General features: G+C 62.6%; 15 protein-coding genes, 1 other RNA gene and 1 pseudogene. 15 read left to right on the forward strand and 2 right to left on the reverse strand.

Annotated features, from left to right (window positions below; all coding sequences use genetic code 11):
- Positions 1-625 precede the first annotated feature (625 nt).
- The 6 genes from M1P90_RS07825 to M1P90_RS07850 all read left to right on the forward strand — a co-directional run bounded on the left by M1P90_RS07825 (position 626) and on the right by M1P90_RS07850 (position 9,425).
- Positions 626-2,377: an ABC transporter ATP-binding protein gene (locus M1P90_RS07825; RefSeq protein WP_483702050.1), complete on the forward strand. Its 1,752-nt coding sequence runs from the start codon at positions 626-628 to the stop codon at positions 2,375-2,377.
- Positions 2,374-4,317, forward strand: a complete 1,944-nt coding sequence (locus M1P90_RS07830) for an ATP-binding cassette domain-containing protein (RefSeq protein ID WP_483702051.1) — start codon at positions 2,374-2,376, stop codon at positions 4,315-4,317. The genes M1P90_RS07825 and M1P90_RS07830 overlap by 4 nt, the downstream gene beginning before the upstream one ends.
- Positions 4,314-6,284, forward strand: a complete 1,971-nt coding sequence (locus M1P90_RS07835; protein ID WP_483702052.1) for a GTP-binding protein — start codon at positions 4,314-4,316, stop codon at positions 6,282-6,284. Before M1P90_RS07830 ends, M1P90_RS07835 begins: the two co-directional genes overlap by 4 nt.
- 83 nt (positions 6,285-6,367) lie before the next feature.
- The gene (locus tag M1P90_RS07840; RefSeq protein WP_483702053.1) at positions 6,368-6,835 is read left to right on the forward strand and encodes a MarR family winged helix-turn-helix transcriptional regulator; all 468 of its coding nucleotides are present in this window, start codon (positions 6,368-6,370) and stop codon (positions 6,833-6,835) included.
- Positions 6,836-6,917: 82 nt separating this feature from the next.
- A complete protein-coding gene (locus tag M1P90_RS07845; RefSeq protein WP_483702054.1) occupies positions 6,918-7,622 on the forward strand; it encodes a hypothetical protein in 705 nt (234 codons plus the stop codon).
- Between the two features lie 207 nt (positions 7,623-7,829).
- Positions 7,830-9,425 carry a DHA2 family efflux MFS transporter permease subunit gene (locus M1P90_RS07850; RefSeq protein ID WP_483702055.1) on the forward strand — a complete coding sequence of 532 codons (1,596 nt, stop codon included), beginning with the start codon at positions 7,830-7,832 and terminating at the stop codon, positions 9,423-9,425.
- Positions 9,426-9,465: 40 nt separating this feature from the next.
- Here the strand turns inward: M1P90_RS07850 and M1P90_RS07855 are convergent, their stop codons facing one another.
- Positions 9,466-10,335 (reverse strand): aldo/keto reductase, encoded by an 870-nt coding sequence (locus M1P90_RS07855; protein WP_483702056.1) that lies wholly within the window; start codon positions 10,333-10,335, stop codon positions 9,466-9,468.
- A gap of 231 nt (positions 10,336-10,566) precedes the next feature.
- On the opposite strand from M1P90_RS07855, the gene M1P90_RS07860 reads away from it, so the two are divergent.
- The 9 genes and pseudogenes from M1P90_RS07860 (at position 10,567) to M1P90_RS07900 (ending at position 18,525) form a co-directional block, all read left to right on the forward strand.
- Entirely contained in the window at positions 10,567-12,114 is a 1,548-nt protein-coding gene (locus tag M1P90_RS07860; RefSeq protein WP_483702057.1) for a carboxylesterase/lipase family protein, read from the forward strand.
- 165 nt (positions 12,115-12,279) lie between these two features.
- Positions 12,280-12,448, forward strand: a non-coding RNA gene (ssrS, locus tag M1P90_RS07865) — 6S RNA.
- Between the two features lie 82 nt (positions 12,449-12,530).
- Positions 12,531-13,478: a DNA polymerase III subunit delta gene (holA, locus tag M1P90_RS07870; RefSeq protein WP_483702058.1), complete on the forward strand. Its 948-nt coding sequence runs from the start codon at positions 12,531-12,533 to the stop codon at positions 13,476-13,478.
- A gap of 95 nt (positions 13,479-13,573) precedes the next feature.
- Positions 13,574-14,545, forward strand: a complete 972-nt coding sequence (locus M1P90_RS07875; RefSeq protein WP_483702059.1) for an ROK family protein — start codon at positions 13,574-13,576, stop codon at positions 14,543-14,545.
- Positions 14,542-15,615 (forward strand): Gfo/Idh/MocA family protein, encoded by a 1,074-nt coding sequence (locus M1P90_RS07880; protein WP_483702060.1) that lies wholly within the window; start codon positions 14,542-14,544, stop codon positions 15,613-15,615. The genes M1P90_RS07875 and M1P90_RS07880 overlap by 4 nt, the downstream gene beginning before the upstream one ends.
- 134 nt (positions 15,616-15,749) lie before the next feature.
- The gene (locus tag M1P90_RS07885) at positions 15,750-16,601 is read left to right on the forward strand and encodes a sugar phosphate isomerase/epimerase family protein (RefSeq protein ID WP_483702061.1); all 852 of its coding nucleotides are present in this window, start codon (positions 15,750-15,752) and stop codon (positions 16,599-16,601) included.
- Entirely contained in the window at positions 16,601-17,434 is an 834-nt protein-coding gene (locus tag M1P90_RS07890; RefSeq protein WP_483702062.1) for an alpha/beta fold hydrolase, read from the forward strand. Before M1P90_RS07885 ends, M1P90_RS07890 begins: the two co-directional genes overlap by 1 nt.
- Positions 17,435-17,517: 83 nt before the next feature.
- Positions 17,518-17,652 (forward strand): annotated as a pseudogene (locus M1P90_RS07895) (LacI family DNA-binding transcriptional regulator); the annotation flags it as partial.
- 123 nt (positions 17,653-17,775) lie between these two features.
- A complete protein-coding gene (locus tag M1P90_RS07900; RefSeq protein ID WP_483704624.1) occupies positions 17,776-18,525 on the forward strand; it encodes a LacI family DNA-binding transcriptional regulator in 750 nt (249 codons plus the stop codon).
- On the opposite strand, the gene M1P90_RS07905 is transcribed toward M1P90_RS07900, so the two are convergent.
- Complete coding sequence (locus M1P90_RS07905) at positions 18,472-18,747, reverse strand: hypothetical protein (RefSeq protein WP_483702063.1); 276 nt, start codon at positions 18,745-18,747, stop codon at positions 18,472-18,474. The genes M1P90_RS07900 and M1P90_RS07905 overlap by 54 nt on opposite strands.
- Positions 18,748-18,854 lie beyond the last annotated feature (107 nt).

Genomic DNA, 18,854 nt, shown 5'->3' on the forward strand with positions numbered 1-18,854 from the left:
TCGGCGGGGCGCGTTTGTTTCTCGGCCTTTTGGCGGTTTGCCAGCCCCGCCCGGCTATGGTAGACTTGCCGCAGATCGGAAGATTATATGAAAGGAGCGACGATGACATTTGCAGCGTACAATCTTGAGCTTCTCACTGTGGCAGGTGAGCGCTCGCTCTAAGTGCGCTTGGTGACCAACACATTCCTCGCGCGATTCTCGGCAGCATCGATGATTTGACATAAAACGGCGGTAGTTCGCTATCGTTGCGTTGTGATCGATTCACTGGCTGCTCGTTCGCGGCGATTTATACTGACATGGCCACGGGTGTATTCGGCCCCGTGGCGTTTTTATTTGAACGGCCACGGGTGTTCCGCCTGTGGCCGTTCTTGTGCGCGGCCACAGGGCGACCTGTGGCTTTTTGTGTTGGCGGCGCAAGCGGCTCTGGAGCCAATGCGATCTTTTTTTGGCTGGAAATGATTAGTACTTTGGAAAATACATTTCCTTGCACTCAGCTTCCAGGAAGCTGAAGCCAGTTTTGCTTCAATCTGATAACCAGATAAGCTTCCTGGAAGCTTGCCCGTTGTATGAAAGAACGTATTTTCCAGAGTACTTAGCTTGATTTGTAGTTTTCAAGGAGGCGCGTTTGCGCTCGTTTCGCACGCTCAATCGATACTGGCAATTACTCGCGCGCTACTTGCGCCCGCAGTGGGCGCGTATGGCGCTGTTGGCACTGGTGCTGGGCGGCACCATCGCGGTGCAGGTGGCTGTGCCGCTCGTCGCCGGGCGCTTTATCGACCGTGCAACTGGTGGCGGCGCGCTGCGCGAACTGGTTATGCTGGCATTTGTGACCATGGCTCTGGCGCTGGTGGCGCAGGGCATGGCCGTGGCCGAAACCTACCTGGCCGAGCACGTCGGCTGGGGCGCGACCAACGCCCTGCGCGCCGACCTGCTGGCCCACCTGCTGCGGCTCGACGCGGCCTACCACAACGCGCACACGCCCGGCGAGCTGATCGAGCGCGCCGACGGCGATGTGGCCACGCTGGCGCGCTTCTTCTCGCGCTTTGTTGTTTCGGTGCTGGGCAATGGCGCGCTGATCCTGGGCGTGCTCGTGCTGCTCATGGTTGTGGATTGGCGCGTGGGGCTGGGGCTGGGCGTGTTTGTGCTGTTCGCGCTCTTTGTGATGCTGCGCATTCGTGCCGCTGCCACGCCGCTGTGGGCAGCCGAACGCCAGGCCAGCGCCGATTTTTACGGCTGGTTGGGCGATTATCTGGCCGGGCTGGAAGATGTGCGCTCCAGCGGCGCGGGCGCGTTTGTGCTGCGCCGCTGCGCGGAGCTGATGCGCGCATGGCTGGTTGTTACGCGCCGGGCGGGCATGCGCGGCTATGCGCTGGTGGCCTCGAGCCACGGCCTGTTCGCGCTTGGCACCGTCGCCGCCTTTGCGCTCAGCGCAATGCTGTTTCGCGCAGGCACGCTGACGCTTGGCACGGTTTACCTGATCTTTCGCTACACCGACATGTTGCGCCGCCCAACTGAACAACTTCGCAACGAGGTGCAGGATTTGCAGCAGGCCGACGCCAGCATCGGGCGGATCGAGGCGCTGCTTGCCACCGCGCCGCGTCTGCACGACGGCCCCGGCGAGACGCTGCCGCCCGGTCGCCTGACCATCGAGCTTGACCACGTTTCGTTCGCGTATGGCGAGCACGGCGAGGCCCTGCGCGACGTGACTGTGCGCATTGCGCCGGGGCGCGTGCTGGGCGTGGTTGGGCGCACGGGCAGCGGCAAAACCACGCTCACGCGCCTCCTGCCGCGCTTCTACGACCCGGGCGCGGGCGCGGTGCGGCTCGGTGGCGTCGATCTGCGCGATGTGACGCTCGCTGCCGTGCGCTCGCGCATTGGGCTGGTGACGCAGGACGTGCATCTGTTCAGCGCCAGCGTGCGCGACAACCTGACCTTGTTCGACCCAACGGTGCCGGACGCAAAGCTTTGCGAAGTGCTCGGCACACTCGGTTTGGGCGGCTGGCTCGCGGAATTGCCGCGCGGCCTCGACACCGTGATTGGCGCGGGCGGCGTGGGCCTTTCGGCCGGGCAGGCGCAGGTGCTGGCCTGCGCGCGCATTTTTCTGCGCGACCCCGACGTGATCATTCTGGATGAAGCGTCGTCGCGGCTCGACCCGGCCACCGAGCGGCTGGTGCACACCGCGCTGGAACGTTTGCTGGCGGGGCGAACTGGCATCATCGTCGCCCACCGGCTCGACACGGTCGCCTTTGCCGACGACATTCTGCTGCTCGAAAATGGGAGTGCGCGCGAGTATGGCCCGCGCCACGCGCTTGCCAGCGACCCCGATTCGCATTTTGCCGCGCTGCTGCGCGTTGCCGCCGAGGAGGTGCTGCTATGAGACCACTGCCAACCTGGCGCTACCTGGCGGGCATGATTCGCAATGCGCCGCATCTGTATTTCTCACACGCCGCGCTGTGGGGCCTGATGGACCTCTCGGGCCTGCTGCCGGGCCTTCTCGCGCGGGCGTTTTTCGACACGCTGACTGGGGCGGCGCCGGTGCCGATCGGCATCACCGGCTTGCTCCTGCTGCTCGCCGCGCTGGCGCTTGGCCAATCGGCGCTGTGGCTGATCGCCGGCTCGGTTGAAATTTCCACGCGCTTCACCATGAGCGGCTTGCTGCGCCGCAACCTGCTGCAACACGTTCTGAACCGGCCCGGTGCCGCCGCGCTGCCCTTTGCCGTTGGCGAGGCGATCAGCCGCTTCCGCGACGACGCCTACCAGGCCGAAGATAGCGTGGACTGGTCGGATGAAATTACTGTGCACGGGGTCTTTGCAGCGGTGGCGTTTCTGGTACTGCTCTACACCAACGCGCGCATGACGCTGGTGTGCATTCTGCCCCTGCTGATCGTGACGGTGGTTGCGCGGCGGGCCAGCGCGGCGCTTGGCCGCTACCGCGAGGCCAGCAGCCAGGCCACCAGCCATGTCACCGGCGCGATTGGCGACATTGTAGCGGCGGTGACCACCGTGCAGGCGGCTGGCGCGGAAGCGCGGATTGTGGCGCACTTTCGCAGCCTCAACGAGCGCCGCCGCAACACTATTCTGGCGGATCGGCTGGTGACGCAGGCGCTGGACGCGATCACCGCAAACACGGTCAGCATCGGCACCGGGCTGATCATGCTGATGGCGGCGGCTGGCCTGCTCGACGCAAGCCTGACCGTCGGCGATTTCGTGCTGTTCGTGTCGTACCTGGGCGTCATTGCCAGTTTCACCGACAGCCTGGGCAAATTTCTGGCGCACTACGGCCAGACCGGCGTGGCATTTGCGCGTATGGACGCGCTGCTCGGCGATGCGCCGCCCGAGGCGCTGGTCGCGTCGGCACCGCTCTTCCTGCGTGGCGAATTGCCGATGGGCGGGAACGTTAACCACGAAGGCACGAAGACACAAAGTACAGACGGTGGGAACCGTAACCACGAAGACACGAAGACACGAAGAGCGGAGAAAAGTTTTTCCGAAACCTTCGAGCCTTCGAGTCTTGGTGGCAAAACCCCGAACCTGCTGGAAGCCAGAGGAATCACCTACCGCCACCGCGACGGCGGGCGCGGCATCGAGGGCATCGACCTGCGGCTTGCGCGCGGCACGCTGACGGTTGTGACCGGGCGCGTGGGCGCGGGCAAAACCACGCTGCTGCGCGCGCTGCTGGGCTTGCTGCCGCGCAACGCGGGCGAAATTCGCTGGAATGGCGAGCCTGTGGACGATGCGGGCGCGTTCTTTGTGCCGCCGCGCGCCGCCTACACCGCGCAGGTGCCGCGCCTGTTCAACGAAACCTTGCGCACAAACATCCTGCTCGGCCTGCCCGACAGCCCGGCGCTGGAAACGGCTGTACGCAGCGCAGTGCTCGAACACGACCTCGATGCGCTGGAACACGGGCTGGACACCCTGGTTGGCAGCGGTGGCGTGACGCTTTCGGGCGGGCAGGTGCAGCGCGCAGCGGCGGCGCGGATGTTCGTGCGCAACGCCGAACTGCTGGTGATCGACGACCTGTCGAGCGCGCTGGATGTGGCGACCGAGCGGGAGCTGTGGGAGCGCATCAGCAGTCAGCAGTTGGCAGTCGGCAGTCAGCAGGCAAGCCATAACGGCACACTGCCAACTGCCAACTGGCGACTGCCAACCGTCCTTGCTGTGTCGCACCGGCACGCGGCCCTGCGGCGGGCAGATCGCATTGTGGTGCTGAAAGATGGGCGCGTGGAGGCCACAGGCACGCTGGACGAGCTGCTGGCGACGTCGGAGGAAATGCGCGCGCTGTGGGCCGGCGAGCCGAACGAAAGCGAGCGCCAATGAGCTACTTGAACCTGGGCATTCTGGCACATGTCGACGCCGGCAAAACCAGCCTGACCGAGCGGCTGCTGTTCACCACGGGCGTGATCAGCCGGGTCGGCAGCGTCGATGCGGGCAGCACGCAAACCGACACCATGGCATTGGAACGCCAGCGCGGCATCACAATCAAGGCGGCGGTGGTGTCGTTTGCCATTGGTGATGTGACTGTGAACCTGATCGACACGCCCGGCCACCCCGATTTCATTGCCGAGGTCGAGCGGGCGCTGAGTGTGCTCGACGGCGCGGTGCTGGTGATCTCGGCGGTCGAGGGCGTGCAGGCGCAGACACGCGTGCTGATGCGGGTGTTGCAGCGCCTGCGCATCCCAACGCTCCTGTTCATCAACAAGATCGACCGGCGCGGCGCGGATGTCGAGCGCGTGCTGGCCAGCGTCCGCGAGCGCCTATCGCCCGCGATTGTCGCGCTGAGCTATGCGGTTGAAACAGGCTCGCGCGATGCGCAGGCCGTGCCATTTGGCCCCGCCGATGCCCAGTTTGCAAACCTGCTTGTGGAGCTGCTGGCCGAGCGCGACGATGCGCTGCTGGCGGCCTACGTCGCCGACGAGCGGGCTGTTTCCTACGAGCGGCTGCGCCACGAGCTTGCAGCACAAACCCGGCAGGCGCTGGTACACCCCGTCTTTGTCGGCTCAGCAATCACGGGCGCGGGCGTGGGTGCGCTGATTGACGGCATCAAGGAGCTGCTGCCAGCCCGCGACGGCGATGCCGACGGCCCGCTCGCCGGCACGGTCTTCAAAGTCGAGCGCGGGCCGGCTGGCGAGAAGATCGCCTATGTACGCATGTATGCTGGCACGCTGCGTGTGCGCGAGCGGCTCGTGTTCGGCAATGGCAAGGAAGGGCGCGTAACTGCGTTGGGCGTGTTCGAGCACGGCGCGGCAACGCAGGCGCACGCAGTCGCCGCCGGGCAGATTGGCAAGCTGTGGGGGCTGGGCAACATTCAGATTGGCGACACGATTGGCGTGGCGCGGCCCGGCGCGCAACAGCACTGGTTCGCCCCGCCAACGCTCGAAACGCTGGTGGTGCCGCGCCACGCGGGCGAGCGCCGCGCACTCCACGCCGCGCTCACCCAGCTCGCCGAGCAGGACCCGCTGATCAACGTGCGGCGCGACGAGCTGCGGCAGGAGCTGTTCGTGTCGCTCTACGGCGAGGTGCAGAAGGAAGTGGTGCAGGCCACGCTGGCCGACGACTATGGCATCGCGGTCGAGTTTCTCGAAACAACGACGATCTGTGTGGAGCGGCTGGTTGGCACGGGCGCAGCGCTCGAACTGCTTGGCAAAGATGGCAACCCCTTTCTTGCAACGCTTGGTCTGCGCGTCGAGCCGGGGCCAGCGAATTCAGGCATTGTGCTGGCAACCGATGTCAGGCCGGAAACCGTGCCGCTGTACGTCTACAAAACCTTCGAGGCATTTCAGCAGGCGCTGGAAGAAACCGCGCAGGAAACACTTCAGCAAGGGCTGTATGGCTGGCAGGTGATCGACTGCAAAGCCACACTGACCCAGTCGGGCTACACTGCCCCTTCGAGCACGGCCCGCGATTTCCGCCTGCTGATGCCGCTGGTGCTGATGGCGGCGTTGCAGCAGGCCGGCACCGAGGTATGCGAGCCAATGCACCGCTTTCACCTCGAAATTCCCGCCGACACATTTGGCCCGATGCTGCCCGTGCTGGCACGGCTGCGCGCCCTTCCCGATGCGCCGGTGATGCGCGGCACGGTCTGCCTGCTCGACGGCGACATCCCGGCGGCGGAGGTGCACGCGCTTCAGCAGCAACTGCCCGGCCTGACGCGCGGCGAAGGCGTGCTCGAAAGCGCGTTCGATCACTACGCGCCCCTGCGCGGCGAGCCGCCCACCCGCCCGCGCTCGGATCACAACCCGCTCAATCGCAAGGAATACCTGCTGCACATCCTGCGGCGGGTGTAAACGCAATATATTCGATAACATAGAATATATTGACAACATCGATGGAATGCGTTACTCTGCCGCAACGAACAAAAGGAGCAAGCATGGCGGGTGAACGCACAGCCGTGATCGCGGCGATTCTTCGGGAGCAGCAGAATATTAGTCGTGCAATCAGCGCCTCGTCGCGGCAGATCTGGGTCGAGCTTGATCTGTCGATGGCGCAGCTCAAAACGCTGATCACGCTCTACGACGCGGGCGCGCTGCCGATTGGCCAGATTGCCGAGGCGCTGGGCATCGGCCAGCCCACCGCCAGCCACCTCGTCGATCGGCTCGTGCAGAGCGGCTATATTGACCGCACCGAAGATCAAATCGACCGGCGACGCACGCTGGCCGAGCTATCGCCCGCAGGGAACGAGCTGGTTGAGAAGCTGCGCGAGGTGCGGGTCGAGCCGATGCAGCGCTGGCTGGCCCAGCTCGACGACGCCACGCTTGCTGCGCTGCACCTGGGCATTGTGGCGCTTGCCGCAACAGCAAAGGCCGAAACCACTTCTTCGATTCCCAAAAGCTCTTGATCGCGCCTGCTTCGGCGCACGGCTGCTCTGCTGGAGAGCGGCTGGCGTATCGCTGCATAGCGCGACTATGCCGGAGATGGCTATGACCACTGAAACGGTTCCAACCGAAGCAGCCAGCGTGCCGCGACCCCGGCCACGGCGGCGCGCGCGACCGATTATTCTGGCCGTTGTCGGGCTGATCGTGCTTGGCGTGCTTGCGCGCTTTGGCTACACCTATTACCTGAACAGCACGCTCTACGTCAGCTCGGACGACGCGCTGGTCGATTCGAACATGGTGTCGGTTGCGCCGCTCGCCTCGGGTACGCTGGAAACCTGGCGCATCAAGCCGGGCGACCGAGTGCGCGCCGGCCAGGTACTTGGGCAGATCAAGCCCGCCACTGGCACCGTCTACACCTCCATTACCTCGCCAATCGACGGCACCATCCTGCGCGTGGATGGCAAGGAAGGGCAGGTTGTCGCGCAGGCGCAGGCAATTGCCTACGTGGCGAATCTCGATGCCATGCGCATTACTGCCTACATCGACGAAAGCGAGATCGGGCGCGTGCGCGCTGGCCAGCCGGTTGAAGTGACGGTTGACGCGACTGGCGGGAACGTTTATCAGGGCACGGTCAGCGAAGTATTGCCCGCGACGGCCAGTTCCTTCGCGATCATCCCAAGCACCGACCGCTCGACCGGCAATTTCACCAAAGTCACGCAGCGCATCGAGGTGCATATCAGCATTGGCTCAACCTCTGGCACCAGCCTCTACCCCGGCGAAAACGCCTATGTACGCATTCGCACGGCCTAGCGCCTGCGGCACAGGGGATGGAGGATGGGGCGTGGGGGAATGGGCAAGCAAGCAATCGGGCTGCGATACAGTTTCCGACGAGCACAAAGCGAATGAGCGATGCCGTACAGATCATACGGAGGGCTGAAAATCGTTTCGTCCTCTATGATCTCCGTGTGCTCTGTGGCTTGGTTATTCTGCTCGCAGCGATAAGCAGGAGACGCGGCGATGAGCGCTGCTGAAACAATTCGCGCGGGCGCTGGCGGCCAGCCGGCGGCACGAAACTTTCTGGGCCTGGAATACAAATGGCTGGTCACCATCGCCGTTATCTTCGGCCTGTTTATGGCCGTGCTCGACCAGACTGTGGTGAATATTGCGCTGCCCAAGCTCCAGGCCGTCTTCGGTGCGACGCTGAACGACATCCAGTGGGTGGTGACCGCCTACACGCTCGCGCAGACGGTCAGCGTGCCGCTGTTTGGCTACCTGGCCGACCGCTTTGGCACCAAGTGGATCTACATGATCTCGCTGGCGCTGTTTACGCTCGCCTCGATGCTGTGCGGAATCTCGTGGAATGTTAGCAGCATGGTCTTCTTCCGCATTCTGCAAGGTCTGGGCGGCGGCGCGCTGCTGCCAATCGGCATCGCACAGGTGTACGCCGTGTTCCCGCCCGCCGAGCGCGGGCGCAGCCAGGCCGCGATTGGCGTGCCGGTGCTGCTTGCGCCCGCGCTGGGGCCAACGTTGGGCGGTTACATTGTGCAATATTTCAGCTGGCGCATCATTTTCTACCTGAACGTGCCAATTGGCATTGTGGGTCTGTTTATGTGCGCCATTCTGCTGCGGCGTGGGCGCGTGAACGAGCGGGCGCGGCTCGATATCCCCGGCCTGACGCTTTCGACGCTGACCTTTGCGTCGCTGGTGTATGACGTGGGCGAGGCGGCCAGCGACGGCTGGGGATCGACCAGGGTGCTGGGCTTTGGGATTTTTGGCCTGCTCTGCCTGGTTGCGCTGGTGATTGTCGAACTGCGCACGCCCGACCCGCTGCTGGATGTGCGACTCTACCGAAGCTGGAACTGGACCAGTGCGCTGCTGATCACGATCGCCACAACGCTGGCCTTGTTCGGCGCGCTGTTTCTGGTGCCGCAATACCTGCAGGTGCTGCGCGGCCTGAACCCCGAGCAGGCTGGCCTGGTGCTGCTGCCGTCCTCGCTGGTGACGCTGATCGCCCTGCCGCTTTCGGGCTTCGCAACCGACCGCTTTGGGCCGAAATATTCGATCCTGATCGGCCTGGTGGCGCTGGGCGTGGCGAGCTACCTGCTTTCGGGCCTGACGCTTACCACACCGACGCGCCTGCTGCAGATCTGGCTGATCGGGCGCAGCATTGGCATCGGCTTCGCCAGCCAGCCCGCCAGCGTGATCGCGCTGAGCGACGTGCCGCGTGCGAAGCTGGCGCGTGGTTCCTCGTTCTTCACACTCCAGCGCCAGGTCTCGTCGGCGTTTATTACCTCGTTCCTTGCTACCTACGTCAAGGATCGCACCATACCGCACTACGCCCACCTTGCCGAGCAGGTCACGCAGTCGTCGCCGCTGTATTCCTACCTGAGCGGCGCGGTGGCGCAGGCCGCCATTCAGGGCCGGTGGACGCTGCCAGTGCAGGCGCAGTTGCTGCGGCAGGTGGTGCTGCAATTGCGCCTGCAGGCCACGGTGATGGCCTATCGCGACGCGCTGCTGCTGATTACGGGAACCATTGTCGGCGCGTTTGTGCTGGCATTTTTCGTGGGCAATCCGCGCGCGGGCGGCAATGCTGGCGCCGAAGTGATGGAGTAGGCGCGGTATGTTTGAGGCGCCGCACGTTCATTGAAGACCATCACCCATTCAGCTTTCCGCCATAGACTGGGAACATGCTGGCATCTCCGTAATCCTCGATACGCTTCACGTTTCGCAGGGTGTCCATATCCGCGTCCGAGATCACGAAATCCACCGCGGCATTGCTTTTCATATGTGCCGGGTTTGCGGTCTTAGGCAAGGGCAGCAGACCAAGCTGCAAGGTGTAGCGAATCGACAATTGCGGGATCGACACGCCATAGCCCTCGGCAATGCTCGCGACCTCCTGGTTCTTCATTAACTCGCCGTGGGCGATTGGCGAATATGCCTCAACCAGAATGCCCTTGCTCTGGGAGTAGTCAATCAAGGCTGCCGGTGTGTTGCTGATATGCGCCAGAATCTGGTTCACCATGGGCGCGACGGAGCACGAGCCAAGGATGTTGTCGATGTCGTGCTGCTCGAAGTTCGACAGCCCGATCGCGCGCAGCTTGCCCGCTGTGTACGCTTCCTCAAGCGCGCGCCATGCTTCACGGTTCCCCTCGAAGTAGCGATTGCGATCGCCAAACTGCTGCCAGGGCTGCGGACTGTGAATGATCATCAGGTCGATGTAGTCCAGCCCCAAACGTTGGAGTGACTCATCAATCGATGCGACAGCCTCGTCGTATGCCTTGACTTCCGCAGCAAGTTTGGTGGTCACAAACATCTGGTCGCGGGCCACACCAGAAGCTCTTAATCCGTCCCCCACGCCGTCTTCGTTACCATAGGCCTGGGCGGTGTCAATGTGCCGATACCCAATCTTCACCGCATCCACCACGGCCTGCCCTGCATCATCATTCGCAATAAACCAGGTGCCAAGCCCCAGCTTGGGAATCGTGACCCCATTCGAGAGTGTATATGTTTCTTCGAGAATCATCGTGAACCTATCCTTCCTGTTTTCCCCATAAGCCGCGGAACAACGAACGTATTGTGTGGTGCGAAGTGCTTAAGCATCTTCATTCCGCTTGGCGAAAAGCCCAGCCGCCTGCCCGACGCCCAATCACTGTTTGTTGTTCGAGAGCCATGGTAAGGGATCAGGCGCATAGAGTGGTAGAATGATCGTCCAGAATTGTTGGAGATTCCTGCAAAAAAAGGCATTGCACCAACCATGAATACGATCGACGTTGAAACCGCGTACGGCACAATTCGCGGCCTCAGACACGAAGGTGTCACGATCTTCCGAGGAATTCCCTATGCTGGCAGGGTTTCGGGCGACCGCCGATTTCGCGCGCCGGCTGAGCTGGAGCCATGGCCCGGTGTACGCGATGCGCTGCACCTGGGAGCGCCTGCCATCCAGCCATTTCGGCAGAATGAGCCGGAACCTGCCGAGGACTGCCTGTTCCTGAATATCTGGACTCCTGCGACCGACAATCAGCGGCGACCAGTGATGTTCTATAGCCACGGCGGAGGATTTGTGATTGGCTCGGGAGGTTCCGCTGCTCAGGATGGAACAAACCTGGCGCGCAACTTCGATGTTGTGGTAGTGCAGACCAATCACCGTTTAGGCTTGTTGGGCTTTCTGTACCTCGACGAGTTGGCTGGCGAAGAGTACGCAGGCTCGGGCAACCAGGGCCTGCTGGATATTGTCGCGGGGCTGGAATGGGTGAACACACATATCGGCCGGTTTGGCGGCGATCCAGACAATGTGATGATTTTTGGCGAGTCGGGCGGAGGTGCCAAGACCTCCTGCCTGTATGCGATGCCGGCGGCTGCGCCCTATTTCAGCAAGGCGTCGATTGAAAGCGGGCCGGGTGTGCGCATGCTCACGCGCGAGATGGCCGCCGAAACGACCTCGCTGGTCTTGCAGGCACTCACCATCGCTCCGAACGATTGGCGGAAATTACTTGACGTGCCGGCTGCCGATCTGCTGCGCATCCAATCGCAATTCCCACCGATACCACCACACCAGCGCCGTAAGGCTGCGGGAAGCGCCGAGGCACGTATCCACGGCTTCGGGCCGGTGGTAGATGGCGAAATTCTCCCCGCGCATCCGTTCGACCCGACCGCACCTGCCATTTCGCGCCATAAACCGCTGATCACCGGCTGGAATGAAGACGAGTACACATTTTTTGCATGGGAGCGTGGAGATACGAGCGCATTCACGCTGGACTTTAACGGCCTCCAGGCAAAACTCGAGTCGCAGCACGGGGCGGATGCGCGGCAGATAGCTGATACCTACCGTCGCGCCATGCCCAATGCTACCGCGCCAGATATCTTTGTGGCGATTGCCTCCATCACCATGATGGGCCTGGGGTCGATCGAGATTGCCGAGAAGAAGGCGGCACAACAGGGTGCGCCGGTGTACCTGTACCAGTTTGGCTATAAGTCCGAGATGACCATACCAGGGACGGAATATGCGGTAGGCACACCGCACGCAATGGATATCTCGTTTAAGTTCAACAACGAAACCCCGCAAAACAGTCCCGGTTTTCTCTCGGGCCACCGCCCCAACCGTTTTGTTGCATCGCACACAATGGCCGAATTCTGGACAAGTTTCGCCCGAACAGGAAAACCAGCTGCGGTTGGAGTGCCAGAATGGCCAGCCTATACGCCTGAGGATCGGTCAAGCATGCGCATTGATACCCAGTGCGAGGTTCTGCACAACCGATACAGCGAGGAGCTTGCCATGTGGCGTTCGATCGGCATGGTAGAGTGAACGAGGGTGGCGTATTGTCCATCTTCTCGGCGGGAGGTTTGGAGGGCGGCAAGCCGCCCCAAAACTCCACCGCGTAAGTTGTGTAATTGCAATACGTAGAACCAAACCATCCAACAACTTCAGGCCACACAAGTTGCGCAAAGCCTGCGCCCATGCTATCATCCCGGTGCCCTGCGCTGAGCGTGGGCGGGTGTTGTTTCGATCCAACACAGTTTCGAAGGGAGCCTTGCTCCAATGCAGGTTATGCGGCGGGCCGCAGATGCCTGCGGGCGGGCACCCACCTGCTTTCTGGCAGGTTCGAAACGATCCCGTCTGCGCCAGATGTAGGGCTTTCGATTTTTGATTTTGGATTTAGATTTATGATTTACGATTGGCATTGAGCTTTCGTAAATCGTAAATCGTAAATCGTAAATGCGATGATTTACCTGCTCTACGGCCCCGAGGAATTTGCGCGCAGCGAGGCGCTGGCCGAGTTCAAGCGCGCCATCCCGCCCGACCTTGCCGAGCTGAATATCGCCACGCTCGACGGCCGCCGGCTCAAGCTGGATGCGCTGATCGCCGCCTGCGAGGCATTTCCGTTTCTGGTGGAGCGGCGGCTGGTGGTGGTGAACGACCTGCTGAAGCACCAGAAGGCTGGCAAGGAGCGCGACGAACTGCGCGCCTACCTGGAGCGCGTGCCGGCCACATGCGATCTGGTCTTTGTCGAAAATGACGATATCGACAAGCGCAATGCGATCTTCACCTACCTTAAAAAATCCGCCGACACGCGCGAATTTTTGCCCAAAGAAGGGGCCGAGCTGCTGCGCTGGCTGAGCGACCGCGCCCGCAGCCTGGGCGTGGCGATCGAGCCGGCGGCGGCGCAGCGGCTGGTGAGCTTTGCCGGCACGCAGGGGCGCGCGCTGATCAACGAGCTGGGCAAGCTGGCCAGCTTTGTTGGGCGGGGCGGGCGCATTGGCGTGGCTCAGGTCGATCTGCTGGTGCAGGATGGGCAGGAACAAAACCTGTTCGCGTTTATCGACGAGCTGAGCGCCCGCCGCCGCAATGCCGCGCTGCAAAGCCTGCGCCGCCTGCTCGACGACGGGCAGGCCGCCACCTACCTGCTGTTTATGATCGCGCGGCAGGTGCGCATTCTGCTGGGCGTGAAAGAGCTGGCGACGCAGCGCATGCGCCCCGACGATATTGCCGCCAAGCTCGGCCAGCGCCCCTTTGTCGTGCGCAAAGCGCTCGATCAGGCGCGCGGCTTCACCGATGCCGAGCTGGCCTACCTGCACGATCAGGTGCTGGCGATTGATCATGCCAGCAAAACCGGGCGAATCGACGCCGAGGCTGGGCTGGAGGTGCTGGTGGTGGAGCTGTGCCGCTAGGCGGCAGCCTGCGGGATATCAGAAAGCGGGGTTCTGCATTGCGCAGAACCCCGCCTTTTCTCGGTTCGTTCTTACCGGGGTAAAGGGCGGAGCCTATGAACTACAGCATTGGTGTGGACCTCGGCGGCACCCAGATCCGTGCCGTGCGGATCGACCGCGATGGCCAGATACACGCCCACCAGCGCGTTGCAACCGCTACCACTGGCCCGCAGGATGTGATCGCCCAGATCGAACAGCTCATCGCGGCAATGGTTGGCGATGTTCCGCCAGAAGAGATCATTGGCGTCGGGGTTGCGTCGCCCGGCCCAGTGGATTTGCGCACCGGGGTCGCGCTGCGTGCGCCAACAATAGCTGGCTGGTTCGATATTCCGCTGAAGGCCCTGCTGGAAGAACAGACCGGGCTGCATGTCGATCTGCAGAACGATGCCAATATGGCGGCGCTGGGCGAATGGCGCTTCGGCAGCGGGCGCGGCTGCGCGCATTTTGTGTATGTCACAATCAGCACGGGCATTGGCGGCGGCGTGATTGTCGACAATAAGCTGCTGCTTGGCCGCAAGGGCATGGCCGGCGAGGTCGGGCATATGACACTTCTGCCCGATGGGCCAGCCTGCACCTGTGGCAATCGTGGCTGCTGGGAAGCGCTGGCCTCGGGCACGGCGCTGGCGCAGTTCGCCGCCGACGCGCTCGCGGCAGGCCAGCCCTCGCTCATTCGCGAGATCGCGGCCGGCGCGCCAGTGCGCGGCGCGCATGTTGCCGCCGCTGCCGAGCGCGGCGACCCGCTCGCCCTCGCGCTGATGCAGCGCGAAGGCGAATGGATCGGCATTGGAGTGACCAACCTGCTGCTGCTGTATTCGCCCGAGCGCGTGGCGATTGGCGGCGGCGTCAGCCAGAATATGGCGCTGCTCGAGCCGCACATTCGGCGAAGCGTCGACGCGCGCGTCATGCCGCCATTCCGCGATGTGCCGATTGCTGCGGCCCAGCTTGGCGACAACGCCGGCGTGATTGGCGCGGCGGCATCGCTGGTGGTACAGAACGAATTTCACGACCACGAATCGAGGGCATTATGAACAAAGAAGCGCGACTCCTGCGGATCGGCGTGCTGGGCGCGGGGCCGATTGCGCAGGCCGGGCATTTCGAAGCGTGCCGGAAGGCGCGCAACGCCGAGCTATACGCCATCTGCGACGCGGCTGAGGATCTGCTGACGAAGATGGCGGCAGTTCACGACCCGCGCGCGACCTATACCGACTATGATGCCATGCTGGCCGACCCAGAAGTCGAGGCGGTGCTGATCGCCGTCGCCGACCAGTTTCATATTCCGCTGGCCCGCAAAGCCATCGCCGCCGGCAAGCACGTGCTGGTCGAGAAGCCGTTGGGCGTCGATATTGAAGAATGCGAGGCGCTGCGAACCGAGCTAAAGGACACCAGGCTGGCGTTTCAGATCGGCAATAACCGGCGTTTCGACCCTGGCGTTGCGTTTGCGCGCCAGTTTGTGCAGGAACAGCTTGGCCAGCGCCTGGCATTCAAGGCCTGGTACTACGACTCGCTGTACCGCTACACAATGACTGATAACCTCCAGCCGCTGATGCAAACCAGCGCGCAGATACGCCGCCCCGCCGGCAACCCCAAGGCCGACAAGCGCCGCTACTTTGTGCTTGGCCACGCGAGCCACCTGGTGGATACAACGCGCTTTCTGGGCGGCGAAATTGTGGGCGTGCAGGCGCGGCTGGTCGAGCGCTTCGAGTCGTACTGCTGGTTTGTGGCGGTCGATTTTGCCGATGGCAGCGTCGGCCATATCGATCTGATCATTCCAGTGCGCGGCGATTTCGAAGAAGGCTTTCAGCTGTTTGGCGAGAACGGCAGCGTCACCGGCAGAATTCCGCTGACGTGGTACCACAAATCAAGCGCGGTAGAGTGTTTTTCGACCAAAGACCGGCAGTATCACCGGCCACTCGGCGAGGATTCGTTCACCTACAAGCTCCAGATCGAAGGCTTTGCCGACACGATTCTGCATGGTGTACCCCAGCACGGCGCAAATATCGACGACGGAATTGCAGCTATGCGCGCCATGGTCGCAATCGCGCGCTCGGCCGAAACCGGCGCGGCCGTGCGATTGGCCGACGTCTCGGGCGCGGTATAAGCCGCTGCTAGAAAGTAACCACCAAGACACAAAGACACCAAGTTTTTATCTGAAAGAATAGCCGAAGCATACAGCGAGAGAATGAAGGCTTTTCCGCGTGTTGCCGGGGTGGTAAAGAAAGGACTTCAGAATTTATGCAGATCGGCATTTTCGCCAAAACCTTTGTGCGCCCAACGCTGGCCGAAACGCTCGACGCGGTGGCGGCACACGGCATTCGGGCAGTTCAGTTCAACATGGCCTGCGCTGGCGTGCCAAGCATGCCCGATCAGATCGACCCGGCGCTGGCGGCCACGATTCGGCGCGAGCTGGCCGACCGTGGCATTGCGATGGCCGCCGTTTCGGGCACATTCAACGTCATTCACCCCGATGTTGAGCAGCGCCAGGCTGGCATTCGCCGGCTGCGCGTGCTGGCGGCGGCCTGCCACGAGCTGGGAACCGATGTGATCACCCTTTCCACCGGCACGCGCGACCCCGAGAATATGTGGCGGCGGCACCCCGACAACGACACGCCCGAAGCCTGGCGCGACATGGTCGCATCGCTGCGCGAGATGGTGCAGATTGCCGAGGAACACGCCGTGACGCTGGCCTTCGAGCCGGAAGTGAGCAATGTGATTGATTCGGCGGCGAAGGGGCGGCGGCTGCTGGATGCGATTGGGTCGGCGCGGCTGAAGGTTGTGATGGATGGGGCGAACCTGTTTCACGCGGGGGAATTGCCCCGCATGCGCGAGATCCTGGAAGAAGCGTTTGCGCTGCTGGGCAACGACATTGTGCTGGCCCACGCCAAAGACCTGAGCCGCGACGGCGATGCCGGGCACGAAGCCGCCGGCACCGGGCTGCTCGATTACGACCACTACATTGCCCTGCTGCGCGGCGCGGGCTATCGCGGCCCGCTCGTCCTGCACGCGCTGGCCGAAGAACAGGTCGATGCGTGTGTTGCGTTTCTGCGCCAGAAGGGCGTGGCGCTCGGCAGCGCGGAGGCTCGCTAATGCCCACATTCCAGCGCGACGGCATCGCGTTTCACTTCCGTGATGCCGGCCAGGGCGTTCCATTCGTGTTTCAGCACGGTTTGGGCGGCGATGCCAACCAGACCTTTGGCTTGTTTGCGCCGCCGCCCGGCTACCGGCTGCTGACCATGGAGTGCCGTGGGCATGGCGAAACGCGCCCGCTCGGCGACGAGAAGAAGTTTAGCCTGGCCGCGTTTGTCGACGACCTGTGCGCGCTGCTCGATCATCTGGCGCTGCCGCAGGTCGTGATTGGCGGCATCTCGATGGGCGCGGCTGTTGCGCTGATGATGGCGCTGCGCCGCCCCGAGCGCGTGCGCGGCCTGGTGCTGTCGCGGCCGGCCTGGCTGGATCAGCCGCTGCCGCCCAACGCGGCGCTCTACCCGGTGATCGCACAGCTGATTCGCGAAAACGGAGCAGAGCGCGGGCTGGAACTATTCGTCCAAACGGCTGAATACCTGGAGATTGCGCGCACCGCGCCCGATGCTGCGAAGTCGCTGCGCGGGCAGTTTATGCACCCGCGCGCCGAAGAAACCGTGGCAAAGCTGGAGCGTATTCCGCGCGACGCACCCAGCCACGACCGCCAGGAATGGAAAGCGATTGCGGTGCCGACGCTGGTGCTGGCGAATCGTCAGGATCCCATTCACCCATTCGCGTATGGCGAGGCGATAGCGCAGCTTATTCCGCACGCCGAGCTTCGCGAGCTAACCCCCAAATCCACCGACCCCGAGCGCCACGCACGCGAAACGCAAGAGTTCATTCAGTCGTTTTTGCTGCAGCATTTTCCCCGCGCTGAGCACGCGTCGATTGGCGCTTGACAATTCTTAACCAGTCGTGTACGATGTAAGAGCTTTCATTCTAGCCACTCCAATACTGTTGTGTCAATAGCAGCGTGACACGTATGGCAGCCGCGACGATTTATGACGTCTCTAGGCATGCTGGTGTTAGCATCGCGACGGTTTCGCGCGTACTCAACTCTCCGGATCAAGTTGGCCCGGAGACGCGCGCGCGTGTTCTCAATGCCATCGACGAGCTTAATTTTGTCCCCAAATTCGAAGCACAGGCGCGCGCACGGAAAGGGATTGGACGCATCGGCGTCCTCACGCCGTTCTTTACCTCCGACTCGTTTATTGATCGTTTACGCGGTGTTGTAGCCGCTTTGGCTGGGCAAGCCTACGAGCCGGTGATCTACGATGTTGCATCGGCGGCGCAGCGTGATGGCTACCTTGCGAACCTGCCGCTGACGCGCCGCGTTGATGGTATCGTCGTCATTGGGCTGCCATTTGGCGACGAAACGGCCAAGCGCCTGCAGAAATTCCGCATGCCAACCGTGCAGATCGTCTCGACGGGCCAGATGTTCAACCAATCGGTTAGCAGTATTGTGCACGACGACACTGCGGGTGGGCGTATGGCTGCGGAATACTTGCTTGAGCGCGGCTATCGCCGTTTTGGCTTTGTCGGAGATACAGACATTCCCGATTTTGTGGGCGTGCTGGAAGACCAGAAACTTGGCGCATTTCGGCAGGCGCTGGCCTTGGCCGGCATTGAACTGCCCGACTCCTATGCTCGGCTTGCGCCGTTTGGTATGGAACATGCCCGGCAGGAGGGGCGTGCGCTGCTCGATCTGCCCGAGCCGCCCGAGGTCATTTTCGCGGGCAGCGATACACAGGCAATTGGTGTTATTGGCGCGGCCCGCGAGCGTGGCCTGGCCGTGCCGGGCGATCTGGCGGTGATGGGCTTCGACGATATCCACATTTCCGACTTCATTGGCCTGACAACAATTCATCAGCAGCTCAGGGAATCCGGCCGTTTGGCAGTTGAGCTGCTGCTGGCGCAAATAACCGAAGAAGGGATGTCAGCGCAGCAGATCGACCTGCAATTTACGCTGATGCAGCGCGCAACTGCCTGATATTCGCGCCGGATGGGCAATTGGCAAAGAAGCCGCGCCATGCGGCAGATCGAAAATACGCAGCGCGAAACGGCCCGAACAGCGATACAATTGGTCATCCAAAAATCGACGCCAGCCGTACCCTAGAAAACCATCTTTCACGCATCCAAACATCGCACCATATTCGCAAGCAACATTCGTACCCGGCCGCCGCTCGCGGCGCAGTGGTTTGCCGTATTGCATCCACTTTTTTTGCCGGCTCTTGTGCGCAAGGCATGGAAGGAGGTGAGGCCAGTTACCGAGCTGAACCAAGGTGGGGTTTTACATCATCCTCGTATCAACGACTGTTA

Source organism: Kouleothrix sp. 19917 (assembly GCF_057073505.1).